The organism is Polaromonas sp. CG_9.11 (genome assembly GCF_015752225.1).
In the GTDB taxonomy this organism is placed as follows: domain Bacteria; phylum Pseudomonadota; class Gammaproteobacteria; order Burkholderiales; family Burkholderiaceae_C; genus Polaromonas.
Genome location: NZ_JADOVE010000004.1, coordinates 53,171 through 72,920, shown reverse-complemented (window position 1 = coordinate 72,920; position 19,750 = coordinate 53,171). Strand labels below are relative to the sequence as shown.

20 protein-coding genes are annotated in these 19,750 nt (G+C 62.7%); 13 read left to right on the top strand and 7 right to left on the bottom strand.

What is annotated here, in order from left to right; all coding sequences use genetic code 11:
* Nucleotides 1–78: 78 nt before the first annotated feature.
* The 3 genes from IWX85_RS04920 to plsY are packed head-to-tail and all read left to right on the top strand — an operon-like array spanning nt 79 to nt 2,340.
* Entirely contained in the window at nt 79–1,140 is a 1,062-nt protein-coding gene (locus tag IWX85_RS04920; RefSeq protein ID WP_196868941.1) for an aldo/keto reductase, read from the top strand.
* Between the two features lie 36 nt (nt 1,141–1,176).
* A complete protein-coding gene (locus tag IWX85_RS04915; protein WP_036809586.1) occupies nt 1,177–1,668 on the top strand; it encodes an aminoacyl-tRNA deacylase in 492 nt (163 codons plus the stop codon).
* 21 nt (nt 1,669–1,689) lie between these two features.
* Entirely contained in the window at nt 1,690–2,340 is a 651-nt protein-coding gene (gene plsY, locus IWX85_RS04910; RefSeq protein WP_231379541.1) for a glycerol-3-phosphate 1-O-acyltransferase PlsY, read from the top strand.
* Here the strand turns inward: plsY and IWX85_RS04905 are convergent.
* A complete protein-coding gene (locus IWX85_RS04905; RefSeq protein WP_231379556.1) occupies nt 2,334–2,951 on the bottom strand; it encodes a TIGR02281 family clan AA aspartic protease in 618 nt (205 codons plus the stop codon). The two genes, plsY and IWX85_RS04905, sit on opposite strands and share 7 nt — an antisense overlap.
* A gap of 66 nt (nt 2,952–3,017) precedes the next feature.
* A complete protein-coding gene (locus IWX85_RS04900; RefSeq protein ID WP_196868940.1) occupies nt 3,018–3,509 on the bottom strand; it encodes a YajQ family cyclic di-GMP-binding protein in 492 nt (163 codons plus the stop codon).
* A 52-nt stretch (nt 3,510–3,561) separates the two neighbouring features.
* On the opposite strand from IWX85_RS04900, the gene murB reads away from it, so the two are divergent.
* Nucleotides 3,562–4,629, top strand: a complete 1,068-nt coding sequence (murB, locus tag IWX85_RS04895) for a UDP-N-acetylmuramate dehydrogenase (protein ID WP_196868939.1) — start codon at nt 3,562–3,564, stop codon at nt 4,627–4,629.
* A gap of 118 nt (nt 4,630–4,747) precedes the next feature.
* Here murB and IWX85_RS04890 read toward each other — a convergent pair whose 3' ends face one another.
* The 3 genes from IWX85_RS04890 to IWX85_RS04880 form a co-directional block, all read right to left on the bottom strand.
* Nucleotides 4,748–6,202: an alpha/beta hydrolase gene (locus tag IWX85_RS04890; protein WP_196868938.1), complete on the bottom strand. Its 1,455-nt coding sequence runs from the start codon at nt 6,200–6,202 to the stop codon at nt 4,748–4,750.
* Nucleotides 6,203–6,406: 204 nt separating this feature from the next.
* Nucleotides 6,407–7,735 carry an argininosuccinate synthase gene (gene argG / locus IWX85_RS04885; protein ID WP_196868937.1) on the bottom strand — a complete coding sequence of 443 codons (1,329 nt, stop codon included), beginning with the start codon at nt 7,733–7,735 and terminating at the stop codon, nt 6,407–6,409.
* 40 nt (nt 7,736–7,775) lie between these two features.
* Nucleotides 7,776–8,102 (bottom strand): pyrimidine/purine nucleoside phosphorylase, encoded by a 327-nt coding sequence (locus IWX85_RS04880; protein WP_036809631.1) that lies wholly within the window; start codon nt 8,100–8,102, stop codon nt 7,776–7,778.
* A 142-nt stretch (nt 8,103–8,244) separates the two neighbouring features.
* On the opposite strand from IWX85_RS04880, the gene IWX85_RS04875 reads away from it, so the two are divergent.
* Both IWX85_RS04875 and IWX85_RS04870 read left to right on the top strand, forming a co-directional pair.
* The gene (locus IWX85_RS04875) at nt 8,245–8,820 is read left to right on the top strand and encodes a sigma-70 family RNA polymerase sigma factor (RefSeq protein ID WP_036813403.1); all 576 of its coding nucleotides are present in this window, start codon (nt 8,245–8,247) and stop codon (nt 8,818–8,820) included.
* 466 nt (nt 8,821–9,286) lie between these two features.
* Nucleotides 9,287–10,072, top strand: a complete 786-nt coding sequence (locus tag IWX85_RS04870) for an anti-sigma factor domain-containing protein (protein WP_196868936.1) — start codon at nt 9,287–9,289, stop codon at nt 10,070–10,072.
* A gap of 98 nt (nt 10,073–10,170) precedes the next feature.
* On the opposite strand, the gene IWX85_RS04865 is transcribed toward IWX85_RS04870, so the two are convergent.
* Nucleotides 10,171–10,908 (bottom strand): glycine zipper 2TM domain-containing protein, encoded by a 738-nt coding sequence (locus IWX85_RS04865; RefSeq protein WP_196868935.1) that lies wholly within the window; start codon nt 10,906–10,908, stop codon nt 10,171–10,173.
* A gap of 168 nt (nt 10,909–11,076) precedes the next feature.
* Nucleotides 11,077–11,421: an arsenate reductase gene (locus IWX85_RS04860; protein WP_196868934.1), complete on the bottom strand. Its 345-nt coding sequence runs from the start codon at nt 11,419–11,421 to the stop codon at nt 11,077–11,079.
* Between the two features lie 175 nt (nt 11,422–11,596).
* Here IWX85_RS04860 and pip point away from each other — a divergent pair, with 175 nt between their 5' ends.
* The 7 genes from pip (at nt 11,597) to gltX (ending at nt 19,727) form a co-directional block, all read left to right on the top strand.
* Nucleotides 11,597–12,565, top strand: coding sequence for a prolyl aminopeptidase (gene pip / locus IWX85_RS04855; RefSeq protein WP_036809648.1), 969 nt, complete (start codon nt 11,597–11,599; stop codon nt 12,563–12,565).
* Between the two features lie 134 nt (nt 12,566–12,699).
* Nucleotides 12,700–14,010 carry a bifunctional tetrahydrofolate synthase/dihydrofolate synthase gene (folC, locus tag IWX85_RS04850; protein ID WP_196868933.1) on the top strand — a complete coding sequence of 437 codons (1,311 nt, stop codon included), beginning with the start codon at nt 12,700–12,702 and terminating at the stop codon, nt 14,008–14,010.
* Nucleotides 14,011–14,097: 87 nt separating this feature from the next.
* On the top strand, nt 14,098–15,033 hold the full coding sequence (locus tag IWX85_RS04845) for an SPOR domain-containing protein (protein ID WP_196868932.1): 936 nt from the start codon (nt 14,098–14,100) through the stop codon (nt 15,031–15,033).
* A 16-nt stretch (nt 15,034–15,049) separates the two neighbouring features.
* Nucleotides 15,050–15,535 (top strand): CvpA family protein, encoded by a 486-nt coding sequence (locus IWX85_RS04840; RefSeq protein WP_196868931.1) that lies wholly within the window; start codon nt 15,050–15,052, stop codon nt 15,533–15,535.
* A gap of 54 nt (nt 15,536–15,589) precedes the next feature.
* Nucleotides 15,590–17,119 carry an amidophosphoribosyltransferase gene (gene purF, locus IWX85_RS04835; protein ID WP_036809657.1) on the top strand — a complete coding sequence of 510 codons (1,530 nt, stop codon included), beginning with the start codon at nt 15,590–15,592 and terminating at the stop codon, nt 17,117–17,119.
* Nucleotides 17,120–17,121: 2 nt separating this feature from the next.
* Entirely contained in the window at nt 17,122–18,336 is a 1,215-nt protein-coding gene (locus IWX85_RS04830; protein WP_036809659.1) for an O-succinylhomoserine sulfhydrylase, read from the top strand.
* Nucleotides 18,333–19,727 carry a glutamate--tRNA ligase gene (gene gltX, locus IWX85_RS04825; RefSeq protein WP_196868930.1) on the top strand — a complete coding sequence of 465 codons (1,395 nt, stop codon included), beginning with the start codon at nt 18,333–18,335 and terminating at the stop codon, nt 19,725–19,727. The genes IWX85_RS04830 and gltX overlap by 4 nt, the downstream gene beginning before the upstream one ends.
* Nucleotides 19,728–19,750 lie beyond the last annotated feature (23 nt).

The following is a 19,750-nucleotide window of genomic DNA, read 5'->3' as shown; positions in this document are numbered from 1 at the left end:
TTTAAACTAGCGCTTTTCGGCTATTGCCGGCAAGGCTGGTTTCTTTTTCCAACCCGTTCATTCCAACCCTTCCATTTCATGAATAAAGTTCAACTCGGCACAAGCGATTTGCAGGTGACCCCGGTCTGCCTGGGTACCATGACGTTTGGCGAACAGGTCGATGAAGCCGCGTCCCATGCCATTTTGGACCGCTCGCTGGCGCGGGGAATCAATTTCCTCGACACCGCTGAAATGTATTCGGTGCCGGCGCGCGCCGAAACCTTTGGCGCCACCGAAACCATCATCGGCAACTGGCTGGTCCGGCACCCGGGCGCGCGCCGGCAACTGGTGCTGGCCACCAAGGTCGCCGGACCGTCGCGCGGCATGCCCTGGATTCGCGAAGGCACAGGCATGACGGCGCATGACATCACCGCGTCCTGCCATGCCAGCTTGACACGCCTGCAGACCGATGTGATCGACCTTTACCAGATCCACTGGCCCGAGCGCCATGTGCCCGCCTTTGGTGCGCTGTATTACAACCCGGCCCATGAACGCAGCACGACCTCCATGCATGAGCAGCTCGAAGCGCTGGGCCGGCTGGTCAGCCAGGGCAAGGTGCGCCACATCGGCCTGTCGAACGAAACGCCTTACGGCGTGCACGAGTTCGTCCGCCTGGCCGAGCAGCATGGCCTGCCGCGCGTGGCCACGGTGCAAAACCCGTACTGCCTGGTCAACCGCACCGTGGAAAACGGCCTGGACGAAACCATGCACCGCCTGGGCGTGTCGCTGCTGGCGTATTCGCCGCTGGGTTTCGGCCTGCTGACCGGCAAGTACGACGCCTCAGGCCTGGACGGCGCCGGCGCCCCACAGGATGCCCGTATCGCCCGTTATGAGTCGGTTCGCAAGCAGCGCTGGGGCCGTCCCGAAGCGCTGGCGGCCGCCCGCCGCTACAACCAGCTGGCACGCGACCACGGCTTGAGCCCTGCGCAGCTGGCGCTGGCGTTTTGCTACACCCGGTGGCAGGTCGCCAGCACCATCATCGGCGTGACCTCGGTGGCGCAGCTTGACGAAGACCTGGACGCCTGGGGCACGGTGCTGAGCGGCGAGGTGCTGGCGGAAATCGACCGGATTCGCTGGGAAGCCCGCGACCCGGCCCTGTGAACGCCGTGTCTGTCCGGACTGCTGCATCTACAAACCATGGCTAAAAAAGACCATGTTTCCGAGACCCCGGCCACGCAATGGCTCAAGGCCAGCAACGTGGTTTTTACCGAACATCCCTACGAATACCTGGCGCATGGCGGTGCGCAGCACAGCGCGGCGGTACTGGGGTTTGACCCGTTCACCGTCGTCAAGACGCTGGTGATGCAGGACCAGGACGCCAAACCCCTGCTGGTGCTGATGCACGGCAACCGCAAGGTCTCAACCAAGAGCCTGGCGCGCCAGATCGGTGCCAAGTCGGTCGAACCTTGCAAGCCCGAAGTTGCCAGTCGCCACAGCGGCTACCTGGTCGGCGGCACGTCGCCTTTCGGCACCCGCAAAAGCATGCCGGTTTATATCGAGCAAAGCATCCTGGCGCTGCCCGAGATCGCCATCAATGGCGGGCGGCGCGGTTACCTGGTGCGCCTTGACCCGCAGGTATGCGTGACGCTGCTGGGCGCCAAGCCGGTGCAGTGCGCACTGGCTGAATAACAACCTCAAGGAGACCTGACTTTGAACTACGCCTACTTTATGGGTGCGACGCTGCTGGCCTATCTGCTCGGCTCGCTGTCATTTGCCGTCATCGTCAGCCGCTTGTCGGGCTTGAGTGACCCGCGCAGCTACGGCAGCAAGAACCCCGGCGCGACCAACGTGCTGCGTTCGGGCAACAAGCCAGCAGCGGTCGCCACGCTGCTGCTCGACGGCCTGAAAGGCTGGCTTCCGGTGGTGCTGGTCAAGTGGTTCGGGGCCGACTACGGCCTGGGCGACGGCACCGTGGCGGCGGTGGCGCTGGCGGCGTTCGTCGGCCATTTGTACCCGGTGTTCTTCCAGTTCAAGGGCGGCAAGGGCGTGGCCACGGCGGCCGGCGTGCTGCTGGGCATCCACTGGGTGTTGGGCCTGGCCACGCTGGCCACCTTCGGCATCGTGGTGTTCTTCTCGCGCTATGTGTCGCTGGCCTCCATCGCCGCCGCCGTGTTTGCGCCATTTTTCTACCTGCTGGGTGACCGCGCCGCCTGGAATGTCGACAGCACCATCGTGCTGGCGCTGGTGGCGATTGGCGCATTGCTGGTGTATCGCCACCGCGAAAACATCGGCAAGCTGCTCAAGGGGACGGAATCGAAACTCGGGGCTTCCAGGCAGCCCGGAAAAAAACCGCGTCAGTAACGTCGGTCCAGCGTCATCAGCGTGTTGTCGCGTTGCATCTGAAAGCGTGACAAAAAGCTGTTGCCCAGCAGCATGAACGGCATGGGCTGCGGTATCACCACCGCATCCACGTCATACACCTCGACATCGCCCACGCGCACCGAATTGAGTTTGATGCGAAAGCCCAGGGCCGCGCCGTTGGCAGTGGATATCTGTACCGGCACGCCATTTTTGTAGGTGATGCCTGCGCGGTCGGCATCCGGCGCGCCCATGGCAATGCTGGTGGCGCCGGTATCGACCATGAACTGTACCGCCCGGCCGTTGATCTGTCCGGCGGTCATGAAGTGCCCGCCACTGCTTTCGGTCAGCACGATGCGGGTGCCGCGCCCGCCGCCGCCGCCGCCGCCCAGGCTGACCGGCGCCTGGCCAACCCGCAGCGTCTGGCGTTTGCCCGACTGTTCAACGACCGCCTGGTCCCCGGAGGTGGAGATGACCTTGACACCCTGGTGCGTCTCTCCGGTGGCCACTGTTTTTGGCGCCGTGCCATTGACGACCAGCAGCGCCTTGCCGCCCATCATTCCCGCCAGCGCAACGCTTTCGGCCTGTGCGCCAGCCAGATTCCAGGTCAGCAGGAAGAAGGCAAAAAAGCCAACAACGTGCGCGGCGAACCACGCATGGCGGGGAGCGTGGGGGCTCACTCAATCCCGAAAGTTGTCGAAACTCAGCGGCAAATCCTTGATTTCGGCGCGAATCAAGGCCATGGCGGCCTGCAGGTCGTCGCGCTTGGCGCCGGTCACCCGGACTTTTCCTTCCTGGATGGCGGCCTGCACCTTCATCTTGTTGCCCTTGATGAGCTGCTGGATCTTCTTGGCCTCTTCGGTCTCGATGCCGTCGCGCACCTTGGTGACCTGCTTGACCTTGTCACCGCCAATTTTCTCGACCTTGCCGATGTCCAGAAAACGCACATCGACGCCGGACTTGGTCAGCTTGTTGCGCAAGATGTCGTGGATTTGCTCAATCTGGAAATCGCCATCGCCAATCAGGATGATTTCCTTGTCCTTTTCCTTCAGTTCGACCGAGGCAGCCGTTCCCTTGAAGTCAAACCGGGTGCCGATTTCCTTGGCGGTGTTCTCCACCGCGTTTTTGACCTTGACCAGGTCGGTTTCAAGAACAGTGTCGAATGAAGGCATGGTGTGGGTTTCCTGAAAAAAGGGGGGGCCGCATGGGTGAGACAATCCCGGAATGTTAGTCGAGAAAAACGTTCCCCTCCAGTCCTCCAACACCTTCGGCATCGTCGCCAAGGCGCTTCATCTTGTGCGTCTCAGGAGCGAAGCCGACATTCACGCCGTGCTGCAAGACCCGGCCTTGCAGGCTGCCCCCAAATTTGTGCTCGGCGGCGGCAGCAACATCGTGCTGACCGGCGACGTCAAGCCGCTGGTGCTCAAGGTCGAGATCATGGGCAAGCGCCTGGTTCGCGAGACCGACAAGGCCTGGATTGTCGAGGCCGGCGCCGGCGAAGACTGGCACGAACTGGTCGCCTGGACGCTGGAAAACGGCTTTCCCGGTCTGGAAAACCTGGCGCTGATTCCCGGCACGGTGGGCGCCTCGCCGGTGCAGAACATCGGCGCTTATGGTGTCGAGTTGCAAGACCGTTTCGAGTCGCTCGATGCCGTCGATCTGACAACCGGCCAGAGCTTCACGCTGAACGCCGCGCAATGCGCGTTCGGCTACCGCGATTCGGTTTTCAAGCACGCCAGCAAGCCTGGCGAAGCGTCGGGCGCGCAAGCGTTGGGTTTGAAGGACAAGGCGCTGATCACCCGCGTTCGCTTCTTGTTGCCGAAAGCCTGGAAACCCGTGCTCGGCTATGCAGATATAGAGAAAAAGAGGCTCCAGCGCAAGGTGGATGTGCCTGATGCGCTACAAATTTATGAGTGGGTTTGTGAAATTCGTCGCGCCAAGCTGCCTGACTGGAAAGTCATTGGCAATGCCGGCAGCTTCTTTAAAAATCCGACCGTCTCGCCTGAGCAGTGCGAGGACATCATCCAGCGCGATCCGAAAATCGTGCACTACCAGCTGGCTGACGGCTCGGTCAAGCTCGCCGCCGGCTGGCTGATTGACGCCTGCGGCTGGAAAGGCAAGTCCATTGGCAACGCCGGTGTGTACGACAAGCAGGCGCTGGTGCTGGTCAACCGGGGCGGCAGCGCCAACCCGGTCACCGGCGGCGAGGTGATGACGCTGGCCAAGGCGATCCAGACGAGTGTCTATGAGCGCTTTGGGCTGCGGCTGGAGCCGGAACCTGTGGTGGTTTGAAAACATATACACGTTCTTACGCCGCCCGACCGGGCAAAAAAAGGCCCGGAAGATCCGGGCCCGCACAGTTCCTTGGACTGAGATTCAAAAATTATGATTGCGGCCGGCTCCCAGCCGCTCAGTTCACCGGGCAGGCGGGGTAGTTGGCCTGGAAAGCGGCGCGGACGGCAGGGGGGGTGAAGTCCTCTGCGCTTGGCGAATTTTTGGTGAAGGTGCAGCCATAGGTGGGCGATGCCAGCGTGGCGGCGGTTTTCACGTCGTCGCCAGCGGGTTTGGGGCCACCGGCTTCCCACTTGACCATGTCGTCAAACGCGGTGCTGGCTTCAGCCGCCGTGAAAGCGCAGTGGCCCACGTCGCGGATGGCGCGCTGCACCAGGAAGCGGTCTGTGCCTTTGGCCTTGGTGCGGTCAAAGTAGACCTGCTCCATCTTGAACGGCACGAACAGGTCACCCAGCGTGTGGATCGACACCACCGGGATGCTGATGTCGCCGGCAGACGTGGGAATCCAGCGCAGACCGTCGCGGCGCAGTCGGTTGGCGTCTGCGGTGGGCCGAATCTTGAAGGCGCTGGCGTTGAATGAGGTGTCCAGGGCCGTGTTGCTGGTCGACGTGGCATCCACCTTGTAGAACAGTTGGGTAGTGTCCAGTACGTTCTGGGTCAGGATGCCCCTGATGGTGCCGTCACCGCCCAGCGAGGCGAAGATGTTGCCCTGGTTGCTCGCGTTGGCCCAGCCTTCTTTGTAGAAGGGCCGATCGCCACCGCTCAGGTTCATGACCGCATTTTTCAGCTTGTCTCCCTGCGCGTTGGTTTGGGTCGGGAAGGTGCTCCACAGTGCCGACTGGATGGCTGGTGTCAGTGCCTCGAAATCGGTGGTTGGGAAACTGGTGATCGGGAAACCTGCCAATTGCTGCGCCACTACCTGGTAGCCGCCAAAGTAATTGAACAGTTCGGTGTCGCCCAGCACACCGCACATTGGCACGGCGCCGGCGTATTTGACCTTGTTGATGGCGTTGACCTGGGCTTCCGCCTCAATCGCGGCTGCCGTGATGTGCCCGCCCATGGAAATACCGGTGATAAAAATCTTTGACGGTGTCGCTAACGTGCGCCCCTTGGCGGCCGCGATCTGCACAAAGTTCAGCGCCAGCGCGTTGGTGTCTTCCACACCCACCCGCACATCGTAGTAGTTTTTCGAATAGCTCGATGCGGCCCATGCGTAGCCGTTGTCCAGCAGATAGCGCCGCATGATGGGGGTGTCCACCGTCAGGTTGGGGCCAGTGCCACGGTAGCCATGCGCCCACATGACGAGTTTGCCGTTCCAGCCGGTTTTCGGCACTTCCACGCGGTAAGCCGCCCCGCCCAGCACACCGGTCCAGCGGTCGGTGTCAACCGTGCTGCTGCCCAGCGCGGCAAACGTCGCCTCTGCCACGGGTGTGAAAACGCGCGTGTCCTGAAGCCTGGTTTCTTCTGGGACGGCGACAGCCGTGGCGCCGTTGTCGCCGCCTCCGCAGGCTGCCAGCGAAGCCAGCCCAATGGCCGCCAGGGCAGGTCGAAAAATCCCGAAATGCTGTTTCATTGATGTCTCCGGTTGTAGCCACGATCGCGGCATTCTTTGTTCTGCCAGAAGAGTACCGCTGCGCTTGCTGGCGTTCCTGTCGCGCAAATTACATGCAGCACACCGGATAAACCCTCGGAGACCGTGGCTTGCGAAAATTCGGAGAGATGAAAAAGCCTTTTCAGGGACAGCGCTGTCGCAGTCCTCCATGCCTAGCTACGTTGACTAGCTGCCCGTCAGGTTCAGCAAATCCCCGCCCGTTCCCAGCGACAGCACGCCGCTCTTGGCATAAATGCCCAGCTTGGCGCGGGTGTCGATGATGTCCAGATTGCGCATCGTCAGCTGGCCGATGCGGTCCAGCGGCGTGAAGGCGCCCTCGACCTTTTCCATGCTCAGCCGCTCGGAGTGGTAGGTGAGGTTGCTTGATTCGGTGTTGAGGATCGAGTAATCGTTGCCCCGGCGCAGTTCGATAGTCACTTCGCCGGTGATGGCGCTGGCGACCCAGCGCTGGGCGGTTTCGCGCAGCATGATGGCTTGCGAGTCAAACCAGCGGCCCTGGTACAGCAGGCGGCCCAGCCGGCGGCCGCTGTCGCGGTACTGCTCGATGGTGTCCTCGTTGTGGATGCCCGTGACCAGGCGCTCGTAGGCGATGAACAGCAGCGCCAGGCCGGGCGCTTCGTAGATTCCCCGGCTTTTCGCTTCGATGATGCGGTTCTCGATCTGGTCGCTCATACCCAGGCCGTGGCGGCCACCAATGCGGTTGGCTTCCAGGATCAGCTCGACCAGGTCGGTATATTCGACGCCGTTCAGCGCGACCGGACGGCCTTCTTCAAAACGCACGCTGACTTCCTCGCGCTTGACTTCGACGTCGTCTTTCCAGAACGCCACGCCCATGATCGGGTTGACAATCTTCATGCCGCTGGAGAGGAATTCAAGGTCTTTGGCCTCGTGCGTGGCGCCCAGCATGTTGGAGTCGGTCGAATAGGCTTTTTCGGACGACATCTTGTAGCCAAAGCCGGCTTCGGTCATGAAGGCGGACATTTCGGCGCGGCCGCCCAGCTCGTCGATGAACAGCTGGTCAAGCCACGGCTTGTAGATTCTCAAGGCAGGATTGGTCAGCAGGCCGTAGCGGTAAAAGCGCTCGATGTCGTTGCCTTTGTAGGTGCTGCCGTCGCCCCAGATGTTGACGTCGTCTTCCTTCATGGCGGCTACCAGCATGGTGCCGGTCACGGCGCGGCCCAGCGGCGTGGTGTTGAAGTAGGTGACGCCGGCGGTGGTGATGTGGAAGGCGCCCGCCTGTAGCGCGGCCAGGCCTTCGGCGGCCAGTTGCTTGCGGCAGTCGATCAGCCGGGCTTTTTCAGCGCCGTACTGCATCGCCTTGCGCGGAATGTCTTCATAGTCGGGCTCGTCGGGCTGACCCAGGTTGGCGGTATAGGCGTAGGGGATCGCGCCCTTGAGCTTCATCCAGTGCAGTGCGGCGCTGGTGTCGAGTCCACCGGAAAAGGCGATGCCGACTTTCTGGCCGGCGGGAAGGTTTTGGAGAATGGTGGCCATGAATTGAAGTGTTCCTGCAGGTTGTGAGACGGGTGTGGGGTCAGGCGAAATGACAGATGTAGTGAAAGGCCTCAAAACCCGGTGCGACGCGGATGTCGAATTTCGAGTTGCCGGGCACGCTGAAGGACTCGCCTGCCGAGCTTGTCAGCCAGCTGTCGGAGCCGGCCAGCTTGTATTCGCAGGCGCCGCCCACGCATTCCATGATTTCGGCGGCGCCGGTGTTGAATGCCAAGGTGGCCGGCAGGATCACGCCGACCGATTTTTTGGTGCCGTCTGCCAGCGTAAAGCCATGGCTGATGCATTTGCCGTCAAAGTACACATTGGCCTGGGTGGTGATGCTGACGTTGTCGATTTTTTCGGTGGTCATGATGTTTTGTATCGGTGTAAATGCTGCCCAGTGCAGGCGGGCAGATCAAGCGTGGATTTTAGGTCAGCCGGCTGCATCGGCTGGTGGCCGCTGAATCCGGAAGTCGGTTTCTGGCGTATGAATAGTGTGGACAATGTCGTTCATGAAACCAGAAAGCCCGGATACCCAATTGATTGCACTGCTGGACCGCGTGGCGCTGGCCGATGAGTCGGCGCTCAAAGAGCTGTATGGCCTGACGTCCTCCAAGCTCTACGGCGTGGCGGTCCGCGTGGTCACCAACCGGGACTGGGCCGAAGACGTGCTGCAGGAAGCCTTTCTGAACATCTGGAAGGTGGCCGGAACTTACAAATCCACGCTGTCGCCGCCCATGGCCTGGATGGGCTTGCTGGTGCGCAGTCGGGGGCTTGATTTTCTGCGCCGCCGCGCCTCCGACCGCGCCGACCGGGTGCAGGAGCTTGATGACGTGATCTCGGACACGGTCGCCGGCGACTCGCCCAATCCGATGGATACCACCCAAGCCAGCGAGCAGGCCTGGGCGCTGCACCAGTGCCTGAGCCAGCTCGAAAACAAACAGCGCGAAGTGGTCAGCCTGGCCTACCTGCGCGACCTGAGCCACAGCGAACTGGCCGAGCAGCTCAGGTTGCCGCTGGGAACCGTGAAAACCTGGATTCGCCGGGGGCTGGAGCAATTGCGCGGCTGCATGGGAAGGTTTGCATGAATGTTGCCCCCACGCTCCCCACTTCGTGTGGTTCGCTGCCCCCCGAGGGGGCCGCTGCGCCTGCGGCCTGGCAAAGCCAGTTCCGCGGCGCCTGCTGGTCTGGATCGGACGCGCCTGTGCTCCCCACTTCGTGTGGTTCGCTGCCCCCCGAGGGGGCCGCTGCGCCTGCGGCCTGGCAAAGCCAGTTCCGCGGCGCCTGCTGGTCTGGATCGGACGCGCCTGTGCTTTCCACTTCGTGTGGTTCGCTGCCCTCTCGGGGGGCTGCTGCGCCTGCGGCCTGGCAAAGCCAGTTCCGCGGCGCCTGCTGGTCTGGATCGGACGCGCCTGTGCTTTCCACTTCGTGTGGTTCGCTGCCCTCTCGGGGGGCTGCTGCGCCTGCGGCCTGGCAAAGCCAGTTCCGCGGCGCCTGCTGGCGCGCAGTTCCTTTGCCTGCCGGTTGGTGTGCCTCATTTTTTAAAGCAGCTTCATGAATATTCACAAAAACCCCGCGCTGGCCGACCAGCTGGCCGCCAGCTATGCGCTGGGCACGTTGCGCGGCAGCGCGCGGCGCCGCTTTGAAACCCTGGCGCGTGACAACGCGACCTTGCGTGCGACCGCGCTGATCTGGCAAAGCCGGCTGGCGTCGGTGGCCGAACTGCAGCCTGAAGTGGTGCCCAGCCCGGTGATCTGGAAGCGGATCGAAAACCTCATCAATGCAGAGAAGCAGGCCCAGGCCATGCAGGCGGCCCGAAGCATGCCTGCCGTGCCAGCGCCTGCCGGGGGCCGCTGGTGGTCCAGCCTGGGCCTGTGGCGTGGCGCCACCGTAGCCGGCGCGTTTGCTACTTTGCTGGCCGTGGTGACCGGCGTGAATTTCACAAAGCAGCTGAACGGTCAGGTGCAGGAACTCAGCGCTAAACTTTCAGCCACCCCGGCCATTGAATACGTCGCCGTGCTGGCCGATGACAAGGCCAATGCCTCGATGCTGGTGACGTTTGACCCCAAGACCCAGAAACTGATGCTCAAGCGCGTGGGCGATTTCCGCGAGCAGACCGACAAGTCACTCGAACTGTGGGCCTTGCCGCCGGGGGCGCCGGCCAAGTCGCTGGGCGTGATGAGCGGCGACGCGGTGGTCCAGCTGACCGCCGCCGACACCGACATCCGCCGATCGCCAATGCTGGCCATCACGCTGGAACCCAAGGGCGGCGTGCCGCCCGGAACCGCCGCCACCGGGCCGATTCTGTTCAAGGGTGCGTTGATCAGGACACCCGAATAGCCGGCACCCTGCAACAGCGAAAAATCGGCGCGTCATGAGGGCAAACCTTGAAAAGGGACGCTTGTGAAGCGTATCTTATTGCTTTCAGGATAAAAAATTCAGCGCCAATGGCCGCGGTGCCCGCCGCCAAAGCCCTGGCTGTAGCCGAAGTTGAGTGACAGGCCGATGGGCGGGTAATACGGGGCATAGTAGGGACGGGGGGCGTAATAGGCCGGTTCGTAGACCGGTGCCATCATCACCGGCTGAACGTAAACCGGCTGAGGTTGCACGTAAACCTGCTGCGGCTGCACCTGCACCGGTGGGAAATAGCTTTGCGGCGACGACTGGAAAGGTTGCGGCCCGGCCTCGATGGCGCCAACCGGCGTGACATTCAGGCGCACATGCAGGCCGGGATCACTGGGCATTTGCGCACTGTATTGCGTGCCCTGGTATTCATACACCACGTTGAAATAGCTGGCCCGGTTTTCATAAAACGTCTGTGTGCTGCAGCGCTGGACATTTTGCAGCTGGTTGTTCGGGCCTTCAATGCGGTCGCCCAGCATGGCGCCGCCGACCAAACCGATCATGGTGGCCGCCGCCCGGCCGCCGCCGTTGCCGATCGCATTGCCCGCCGCGCCGCCGGCGATGGCGCCCATCAGGGCGCCTGCGCCCGACCGGGGTGCCTGCACCACGACGGCTTCATGGCTGCACACCTGGCGCGGCACAGCCACCTGCTGCACCACCGGTGTGCTGGAAATCACCCGCGCCAGGATGTCCATGGCCGATGCGGGCACCGACACCAGGCAGGCAGCCGCCACCGCAGAACCGATGCAGGTTTTGATCAGGGTATTTTTCATGTTCAGGCCTCTTTGTCCAACTCGCCAATCACGCGGGAGCGCTGTGGCAAATGCCGTGTCTTCGGACTTTCGAAAACTCCGGATTTTAACGAATCGGACCTGTTTCGAGGCACAAAGTTCGGTGGCTGCACTGTAAAGCTGGTGACCATCCAGCGCTGCCGGACCGATTCAAACCCGTCCAGCCCAGTCGGCGGCATCGAAGCCGACGGTGATGTCCGGGCCCCAGTCCACCACCGGCCGCTTGATCACGCTCGGATTGGCGCGCATCAGGGCCTCGGCGCTGGCCGCATCGACCACGGCGGCCTGCGTGGTCGCGTCGAGCTTGCGCCAGGTCGTGCCCTTGCGGTTCAGCAGCTTTTCCCAGCCGGCAGTGCGCACCCACCGCGTCAGTTGCTCCGAAGGAACGCCCTGCTTTTTGAGGTCATGAAAGACGTGGTCGTGTCCGTGTTTCGCAAGCCAGGTCCGGGCTTTCTTGACGGTGTCGCAGTTCGGAATTCCGTAAACAATGGTCATGTCGTCTTTTTCAGGTTTTATAAGGAAATAATGTGCCTTGCGCACTATCCACGGACACAAGCAGCTATTGATTGTGTAGCATTCGGCCCGCAGGCTGCGGGCGGTAATAAGGCACGAATCCGCCAGCGTCCTGGCAGCGTGCCGTTGCTGCCTGAATTGTTTTGAGGGAAACCCCATGATTTCTTCCGCCTCCACTGTTGCCGCGCCTGCGCTTTATCCGCCCGTCGAGCCGTTTCGCACCGGCACGCTCGACACCGGCGACGGCCATTCGATCTACTGGGAACTGTGCGGCAACCCGCATGGCAAGCCTGCGGTGTTTTTGCATGGCGGTCCAGGTTCGGGCTGCGCGCCAGACCACCGGCGGCTGTTTGACCCCGCGCGCTATTGTGTGCTGCTGTTCGACCAGCGCGGCTGCGGCCGCTCGCGCCCGCATGCGTCGCTTGACAACAACACGACCTGGCACCTGGTCGCCGACATCGAGCGGCTGCGCAGCCTGATCGGCGTGGAGCGCTGGCTGGTGTTTGGCGGCTCCTGGGGTTCGTCGTTGGCGCTGGCCTATGCGCAGACGCACCCGGCGCAGGTGTCCGAACTGGTCGTGCGCGGCATTTTCACGCTGCGCCGCGCCGAGTTGCACTGGTACTACCAGGAAGGCGCGTCCTGGCTGTTCCCCGACCTGTGGGAGGACTTTGTGGCACCAATACCACCGGCCGAGCGTGGGGACCTGATGGCTGCCTACCGCCGGCGGCTGGTCGGCAGCGACCGGGCTGCGCAACGGGCCTGCGCCCGCGCCTGGAGCCTGTGGGAAGGGCAGACTATCACGCTGCTGCCGGACCCGACGGGCGCGGCCAGGCACGGTGGCGACGACTTTGCGCTGGCGTTTGCGCGCATCGAAAACCATTATTTCGTGCATGGCGGCTGGCTGGAGGAGGGCCAGCTCATCCGCGATGCGGGCAAGCTGGCCGGCATTCCGGGCGTCATCGTGCAGGGCCGCTACGACATGGCGTGCCCCACCAAAACTGCCTGGGACCTGCACCGGGCCTGGCCAGAAGCGGAATTTCACCTGGTCGCCAACGCCGGCCATGCCTTCAATGAGCCCGGCATCCTGGCGCAATTGCTGGCCGCCAATGACCGCTTCGCTGATTGACAAACAGCGGATCGAAATGATCCTTTCAGCGGGGCGCGGAACCGGCTTTGCCGGGCCGCAGGCGCCGCCCCCCTGCAAGGGGGGCGGATGCCACACGCAGTGAGCGTCAACGGGGGGTGTGCTTCAATGTGCATATGCAATATCACACCACTTTGGACGACTGGCTGGCGCACTGCGAGCGCCTGCACCCGAAAAGCATCGACATGGGCCTGGACCGTGTCCGGGCCGTGGCCGAACGCATGGGGTTGAAGTTTGACTGCCCCATCATCACCGTGGCCGGCACCAACGGCAAGGGCTCGACCTGCGCCATGCTCGAAGCCATTCTGATGGAGGCCGGCTACCGGACCGGCGTCTACACTTCGCCGCACCTGGTGCATTTCGAGGAGCGTTGCCGGGTGCGCGGCAACATCGTCAATGCTACTGATCTGCTAGCAAACTTTGCCCGTGTGGAAAGCGCAAGAAGCCAAAATGGTGATGAAGTCTCGCTGACCTATTTCGAATTCACCACCCTGGCCATTCTGCAGCTGCTGGCCGACGCAAAGCTTGATGTGGTGATCCTGGAGGTTGGCCTGGGCGGCCGGCTCGACGCCGTCAACATCCTGGATGCCGACTGCGCCGTCATCACCAGCATCGACCTGGACCACATGGAATTGCTCGGACAGACTCGGGAAGCCATCGGATTCGAGAAAGCCGGCATCCTGCGCGCAGGCCGTCCCGTCGTCGTAAGCGACCCGGTTCCGCCGCAAAGCGTGCTGGACCATGCGGCAGCCTTGGGCGCTGATTTGTGGCGTTTTGGCCACGACTTCAATTTTTCCGGCGACAAGCTCCAGTGGAGTTGGGCCGGCCGCGGACGCCGCTACGCCGGCATGGCCTATCCGGCGCTGCGCGGCGCCAACCAGCTGGTCAATGCCTCGGGTGTGCTGGCGGCGCTGACGGCGCTGCGCGACCGGCTGCCGGTGACTGCGCAGTCGGTGCGCAATGGCCTGTCGCTGGTCGAGCTGCCGGGGCGTTTCCAGATCATTCCCGGCCAGCCGACGCTGGTGCTTGACGTGGCACACAACCCGCATTCAGTGGCCGCGCTGACCGAAAACCTTGACGCCATGGGTTTTTACCCGTGCACCCATGCAGTGTTTGGCGCCATGGCCGACAAGGACGTCGCCCCCATGCTGGCGCGCATCGGACCGCTCGTGGACAAATGGTATTTCACTGACCTGCCAACGCCGCGGGCTGCCACCGGCGAAGCGCTGCGCGCCGCCTGGCAGGCTGGCAACACCCGGTCGGACGCAACCGCCAGTGCTTACAAAAGCCCCGAGTCAGCACTGGAGACGGCTGTCAAGGCGGCAAACCCCACTGATAGAATCGTCGTCTTTGGCTCGTTCTACACCGTGGGCGGAATCCTCAAGAACGGCGTGCCGCGTTTTTCGGCGCCGCACTTTTCGGCCTGAGGCCGAATCAACCGGACCCATCGCCTGCACCAGAACGGCAAGCGGCTTGCAACCCTTACCTGGCCTTCAACGGACTCCAATCACACCATGCCGTTTTTCAAGTTCCGCCGGGGCGACGCCAGTCCAACCCCTCCTGCCGGTTCAGCCGCCCAGGCGCAAAGCGTTGAAGTGATACGCAAGCGCGCCAAGCACCGGCTGATCGGTGCATCGGTGCTGGTGCTGTTGGGCGTCGTCGGCTTTCCCCTTCTTTTCGAAACCCAGCCACGCCCGGTGGCTGTCGATATTCCGATTGAAATCCCGGGAAAAAATGCCGTCAGGCCGCTGGTGGTGCCTGCGCCTGCGCCTGCGCCTGCGCTGGCCACTGCGCCCGCATCGGCCAAAATGGCTGCGTCTGCAACGCAGACAGTGACGGCGGCGGCCAGCTTGGCGCCCAGCGAAGAGATTTATTCGTCAAAACCCGCACCACCGCTTGCTGATCCTTCTTCTCAAGCTATTAAAAAAGAAGCAAAACCGGAGGCCCAGCAGGAGGCAAAAGCCGAAACCAGGCCAGAGGTCAAGCCACGCCCTGAACCTAAACCTGAACCCAGGCCAGTCGAAATAGTTGAAGCCCGGCCTGTTGTCAAGCCCGAGCCCAAGCCTGCGCCTGCGCCGGCCAAGTCCGCCACTTCAAGCGACGACGGCGCACGGGCGATTGCGTTGCTCAATGCCACGGCCGCACCGCAGCCGCCCAAGGTGGCGGCGCTGACCAAGCCGGCAGCCACTGAAGAAACCAAGGCCGCTGCCGCTGAAACCAAAGGTCGCATGGTGGTGCAGGTCGGTGCTTTTGCCGATGCCGCCAAGGCCGAGGAAACACGTCGCCGGCTGGAAAAGGCCGGCCTCACCAGCTACACCCAGGTGGCTGACACCAAGGATGGCAAGCGCGTCCGGGTTCGCGTCGGGCCCTTTGCCAACAAGGCGGAGGCTGAAAAAGCGGTGAACAAGATCAGGTCGCTTGATTTGCCGGTTGCCATCCTGAGTTTCTAGTCTTGCTGGCTGCGCTGTGATGCCGCTTGACTGGATTTTGGCAGGGATTTTGTTTTTTTCCCTGTTGCTGGGCGCCTGGCGCGGCCTGGTCTATGAAGTGTTGTCGGTGCTGGGCTGGGCGGCTTCGTTTTATGCGTCGCAATGGTTTGCGCCGCAGGTGGCGTTGCTGCTTCCCTGGCCGTCGGCCACCGAGCCAGTGCGCTATGCAGCGGCTTTCGTGCTGGTCTTCATCGCGGCACTGTTTGCGGCCGGTTTGCTGGCCGCCTTGTTGAAACGGCTGGTGGACGCCATCGGCCTGCGGCCTGTAGACCGCACGCTGGGTGCGGCGTTCGGCGTTGTGCGCGGCATGATCCTGCTGCTCGCTGCCACCGTCGTCATGGACATGACGGCGATGAAGTCGAGCGACTGGTGGCAGGAGTCCATCGGGGCGCAAACGCTGACGGCGGCGCTTGCCAGCCTGAAGCCGCTGCTGCCGGAGCCGTTTGCAAGGTATCTGGGTTGATTTTTGTTGTTTTGTCTTTACGTTGAGAAATCAACACACCATGAGTAAAAAACCATGTGCGGAATAGTTGGAATCGTCAGCAAGGCGCCTGTCAATCAGCTGATTTACGACGGACTGCTGCTGCTGCAGCACCGAGGCCAGGATGCCGCCGGCATCGTTACCCAGCAGGGACAAAAGTTTTACATGCACAAGGCCAAGGGCATGGTGCGGGACGTGTTCCGCACCCGCAACATGCGCGCACTGCCGGGCAATGTCGGGCTGGGCCAGGTGCGTTACCCGACGGCGGGCAATGCCTTCAGCGAAGACGAGGCGCAGCCCTTCTATGTCAACGCGCCGTTTGGCCTGGTCTTGTCGCACAACGGCAACCTGACCAACGCGGCCGAGCTCAAGGCCGAGCTGTTCAACACCGACCACCGCCACATCAACACCGACAGCGACTCCGAAGTGCTGCTCAATGTGCTGGCGCATGAACTGGAAAAAACCACGCGCGGCCTGCCACTGACGCCGGCCGACGTCTTTGCCGCCGTGCGCGGCGTGCACAGGCGCGTCAAGGGCTCGTATGCCGTGGTGGCGCTGATTGCCGGCCATGGCTTGCTGGCGTTTCGCGACCCGTTCGGCATTCGCCCGCTGTGCATGGGCCATGGCCAGAACGAAGACGGCGCAACCGTCATGGTGGCCAGCGAATCGGTGGCGCTTGAAGGCACCGCGCACCAGTTCGAGCGCGACATTGCGCCTGGGGAAGCCGTGTATGTGAATTTGGACGGCAAGGTGCATGCCGAACAGTGCGCGGCCAACGCCCAGCTCATGCCCTGCATTTTCGAATTTGTGTACCTGGCGCGCCCGGACTCGGTGCTCGACGGCATTTCGGTCTACCAGGCGCGCCTGAACCTGGGCGAAACGCTGGCCAAGCGGGTCGTCTCCACCGTGCCGCCGAACGAGATCGACGTGATCATCCCGATTCCCGAATCCAGCCGACCCAGCGCCACCCAGTTGGCGCACCTGCTGGGCATTCCCTACCGCGAAGGCTTTGTCAAGAACCGCTATGTGGGACGCACCTTCATCATGCCGGGGCAGGGCGTGCGCAAGAAATCAGTGCGCCAGAAGCTCAACGTGATCGCCAGCGAGTTCAAGGGCCGCAATGTCTTGCTGGTCGATGATTCCATTGTTCGCGGCACCACCAGCCGTGAAATCGTGCAGATGGCACGCGATGCCGGTGCGCGCAAGGTCTATCTGGCCAGCGCTGCGCCGCCGGTGCGTTTTCCGAATGTCTATGGCATCGACATGCCAACGCCTGGCGAACTGGTCGCGCACAACCGCAGCGTGGAAGAAATCCGCAAGGAGATTGGTTGCGATGCCCTGATCTACCAGGATGTCGAGGGCATGAAGCGCGCCATCCGCTCGCTGAACCCGGATCTCGATGGCTTTGACGCGTCCTGCTTTGACGGCGTGTACGTCACGGGCGACGTGACGGCCGAAACCATTGCCGCGATGAATTCGTCGCGCGGCGACACCGCCGAGAAAATTGGCGAAGACAGCGATGTAGACGTCTCGCGCCTGGCGCTGCCCAATCCGCAGGAGGCTTGATCATGACCCGGCAAGCATTACCCGACAACCTGCACCCCGACACGCTGGCCGTGCGCGCTGGCATCGAACGCAGCCAGTTCGGGGAGAACTCGGAGGCGCTGTACCTGACCAGCGGCTTTGTACAGCCCGATGCCGAAACCTCGGCGCGCCGCTTTGCCGGCACCGAGGAAGGCTTTACCTACGCCCGCACGTCGAACCCAACCGTGGCTGCCTTCGAGCAGCGGCTGGCCGCGCTGGAGGGCACGGAAGCGGCCATCGCCGCGTCCAGCGGCATGGGCGCCATTTTGATGATGGGCATGGGGCTGCTCAGGGCGGGCGACCATGTGGTGTGTTCGCAGTCGGTGTTCGGCTCGACGCTGAACCTGTTTGGTAAGGAATTTGCCAAGTTCGGCGTTGAAACCACGTTTGTGTCCCAAACCGACATCGCGCAGTGGCGCGCGGCCATGCGTCCTGCGACCCGACTGCTGTTTGCCGAAACCCCGACCAATCCGCTGACCGAGGTGTGCGATATCCGGGCGCTTGCCGACGTGGCGCATGCGGGCGGTGCGCTGCTGGCCGTTGACAACTGCTTTTGCTCGCCCGCACTGCAGCGGCCAGCCGAGATGGGCGCCGACCTGATCATCCATTCGGGCACCAAGTACCTCGATGGCCAGGGCCGCGTCATGGCAGGCGCGATCTGCGGCCCGTCGAAGTTGATCGTCGATGTGTTTGGCCCGATCGTGCGCACCGCCGGCATGGTGCTGGCGCCCTTCAATGCCTGGGTCGTGCTCAAGGGCCTGGAAACGCTGCGCATCCGCATGCAGGCGCAAAGCGCCACGGCGCTGGCAATGGCGCAATGGCTGGAAACGCATCCAGCCGTGACCCGCGTCCATTACCCCGGCCTGCCGTCGCACCCGCAGCACGAGCTGGCGATGCGCCAGCAGTCTGGACTGGGCGGCGCAGTGGTGTCGTTTGACGTGCGCGGCGGCGATCCGGAAACGGCCCGTGCCAACGCCTTTCAGGTGATCAACAGCACCCAGGTGGTCAGCATTGCCACCAACCTCGGTGACACCAAGTCCATCATCACCCATCCGGGGTCGACCTCCCATGGTCGTCTGACCGAAGTCCAGCGTCAGGCGGCGGGAATCGGCCAGGGCCTGATCCGTTTTGCGGCCGGACTGGAACACATTGACGATTTGAAAACCGACCTCGCACGCGGTCTGGACAGCCTGGCATGACACCCAAAACCAGAACCCGTTTCGCCCCTTCGCCCACCGGCTTCATCCACCTGGGCAACATCCGCTCGGCGCTCTATCCGTGGGCCTTTGCCCGCGCCACCGGCGGCGACTTCATCCTGCGCATTGAAGACACCGACGTGGAGCGCTCCAGCCAGATCGCCGTCGATGTGATCATCGAAGGCATGCGCTGGCTCGGCCTGGACTACGACGAAGGCCCGTTCTACCAGATGCAGCGCATGGACCGCTACAAGGCGGTGCTGGCCGAGATGGTGGCCGCAGGCCATGTCTATCCGTGTTACATGGGTATGGCCGAACTGGACATGCTGCGCGAAGCACAGATGGCTGCGAAGGAAAAACCGCGCTACAACGGCACCTGGCGGCCCGAGCCCGGCAAGACGCTGCCCGCCATTCCCGAAGGCGTGCAGCCGGTGCTGCGCTTCAAGAATCCGCAGGGCGGCGCGGTGGTCTGGGACGACAAGGTCAAGGGCCGCATCGAAATCAGCAATGACGAACTCGACGACCTGGTGATCGCCCGGCCCGACGGCACGCCCACCTACAACTTCTGCGTCGTGGTCGACGACATGGACATGGCCATCACGCATGTGATTCGCGGCGACGACCATGTGAACAACACGCCGCGCCAGATCAATATTTTTCGCGCGCTGGGCAAGGACGTTCCGGTTTATGCGCATCTGCCCACGGTGCTGAACGAGCAGGGCGAGAAGATGAGCAAGCGCAGCGGCGCCAAGCCGGTGACGCAATATGCCGCCGAGGGTTATTTGCCCGATGCGATGGTGAACTACCTGGCGCGCCTGGGCTGGAGCCATGGCGACGACGAGATTTTCAGCCGCGAGCAATTTCTGCAGTGGTTCAACCTCGACCACCTCGGCAAGAGCGCTGCGCAGTTTGACGAAGCCAAGCTGCGCTGGGTCAATGCCCAGCACCTCAAGGCCATGGCCGATGACACACTGGCGGCACTGGTCCAGCCTTTCCTGGCGCAGCAGGGTGCAAATGATGTCGATCCTGCCTGGCTGGCGCGCGGCTGCGCGCTTTTCAAGGACCGCTGCAGTACGCTGGTCGAACTGGCGGGCTGGCTCAAACTGCTCGTCACAGGCGGGCAGGCGAGCGCAGAAGATATCGGAAAGCATGTGACCGAGGCGGTGCGGCCTGCGCTGACCAATCTGTCTGATGCGCTGGCCGCTTGCGAGTGGAACAAGGCGGCGATTGCTGCAGCCATCAAGCAGGTGCTGCTGGATACCGGCTTGAAAATGCCGCAACTGGCCATGCCGGTTCGCGTGCTGCTCTTGGGAACACCGCAAACGCCGTCGCTTGATGCCGTGGTCGAACTCATGGGGCGGGAAAAAGTAATCGATAAACTGAAATTAATTTGAAATCTTCAAAAAGACGGAATTTC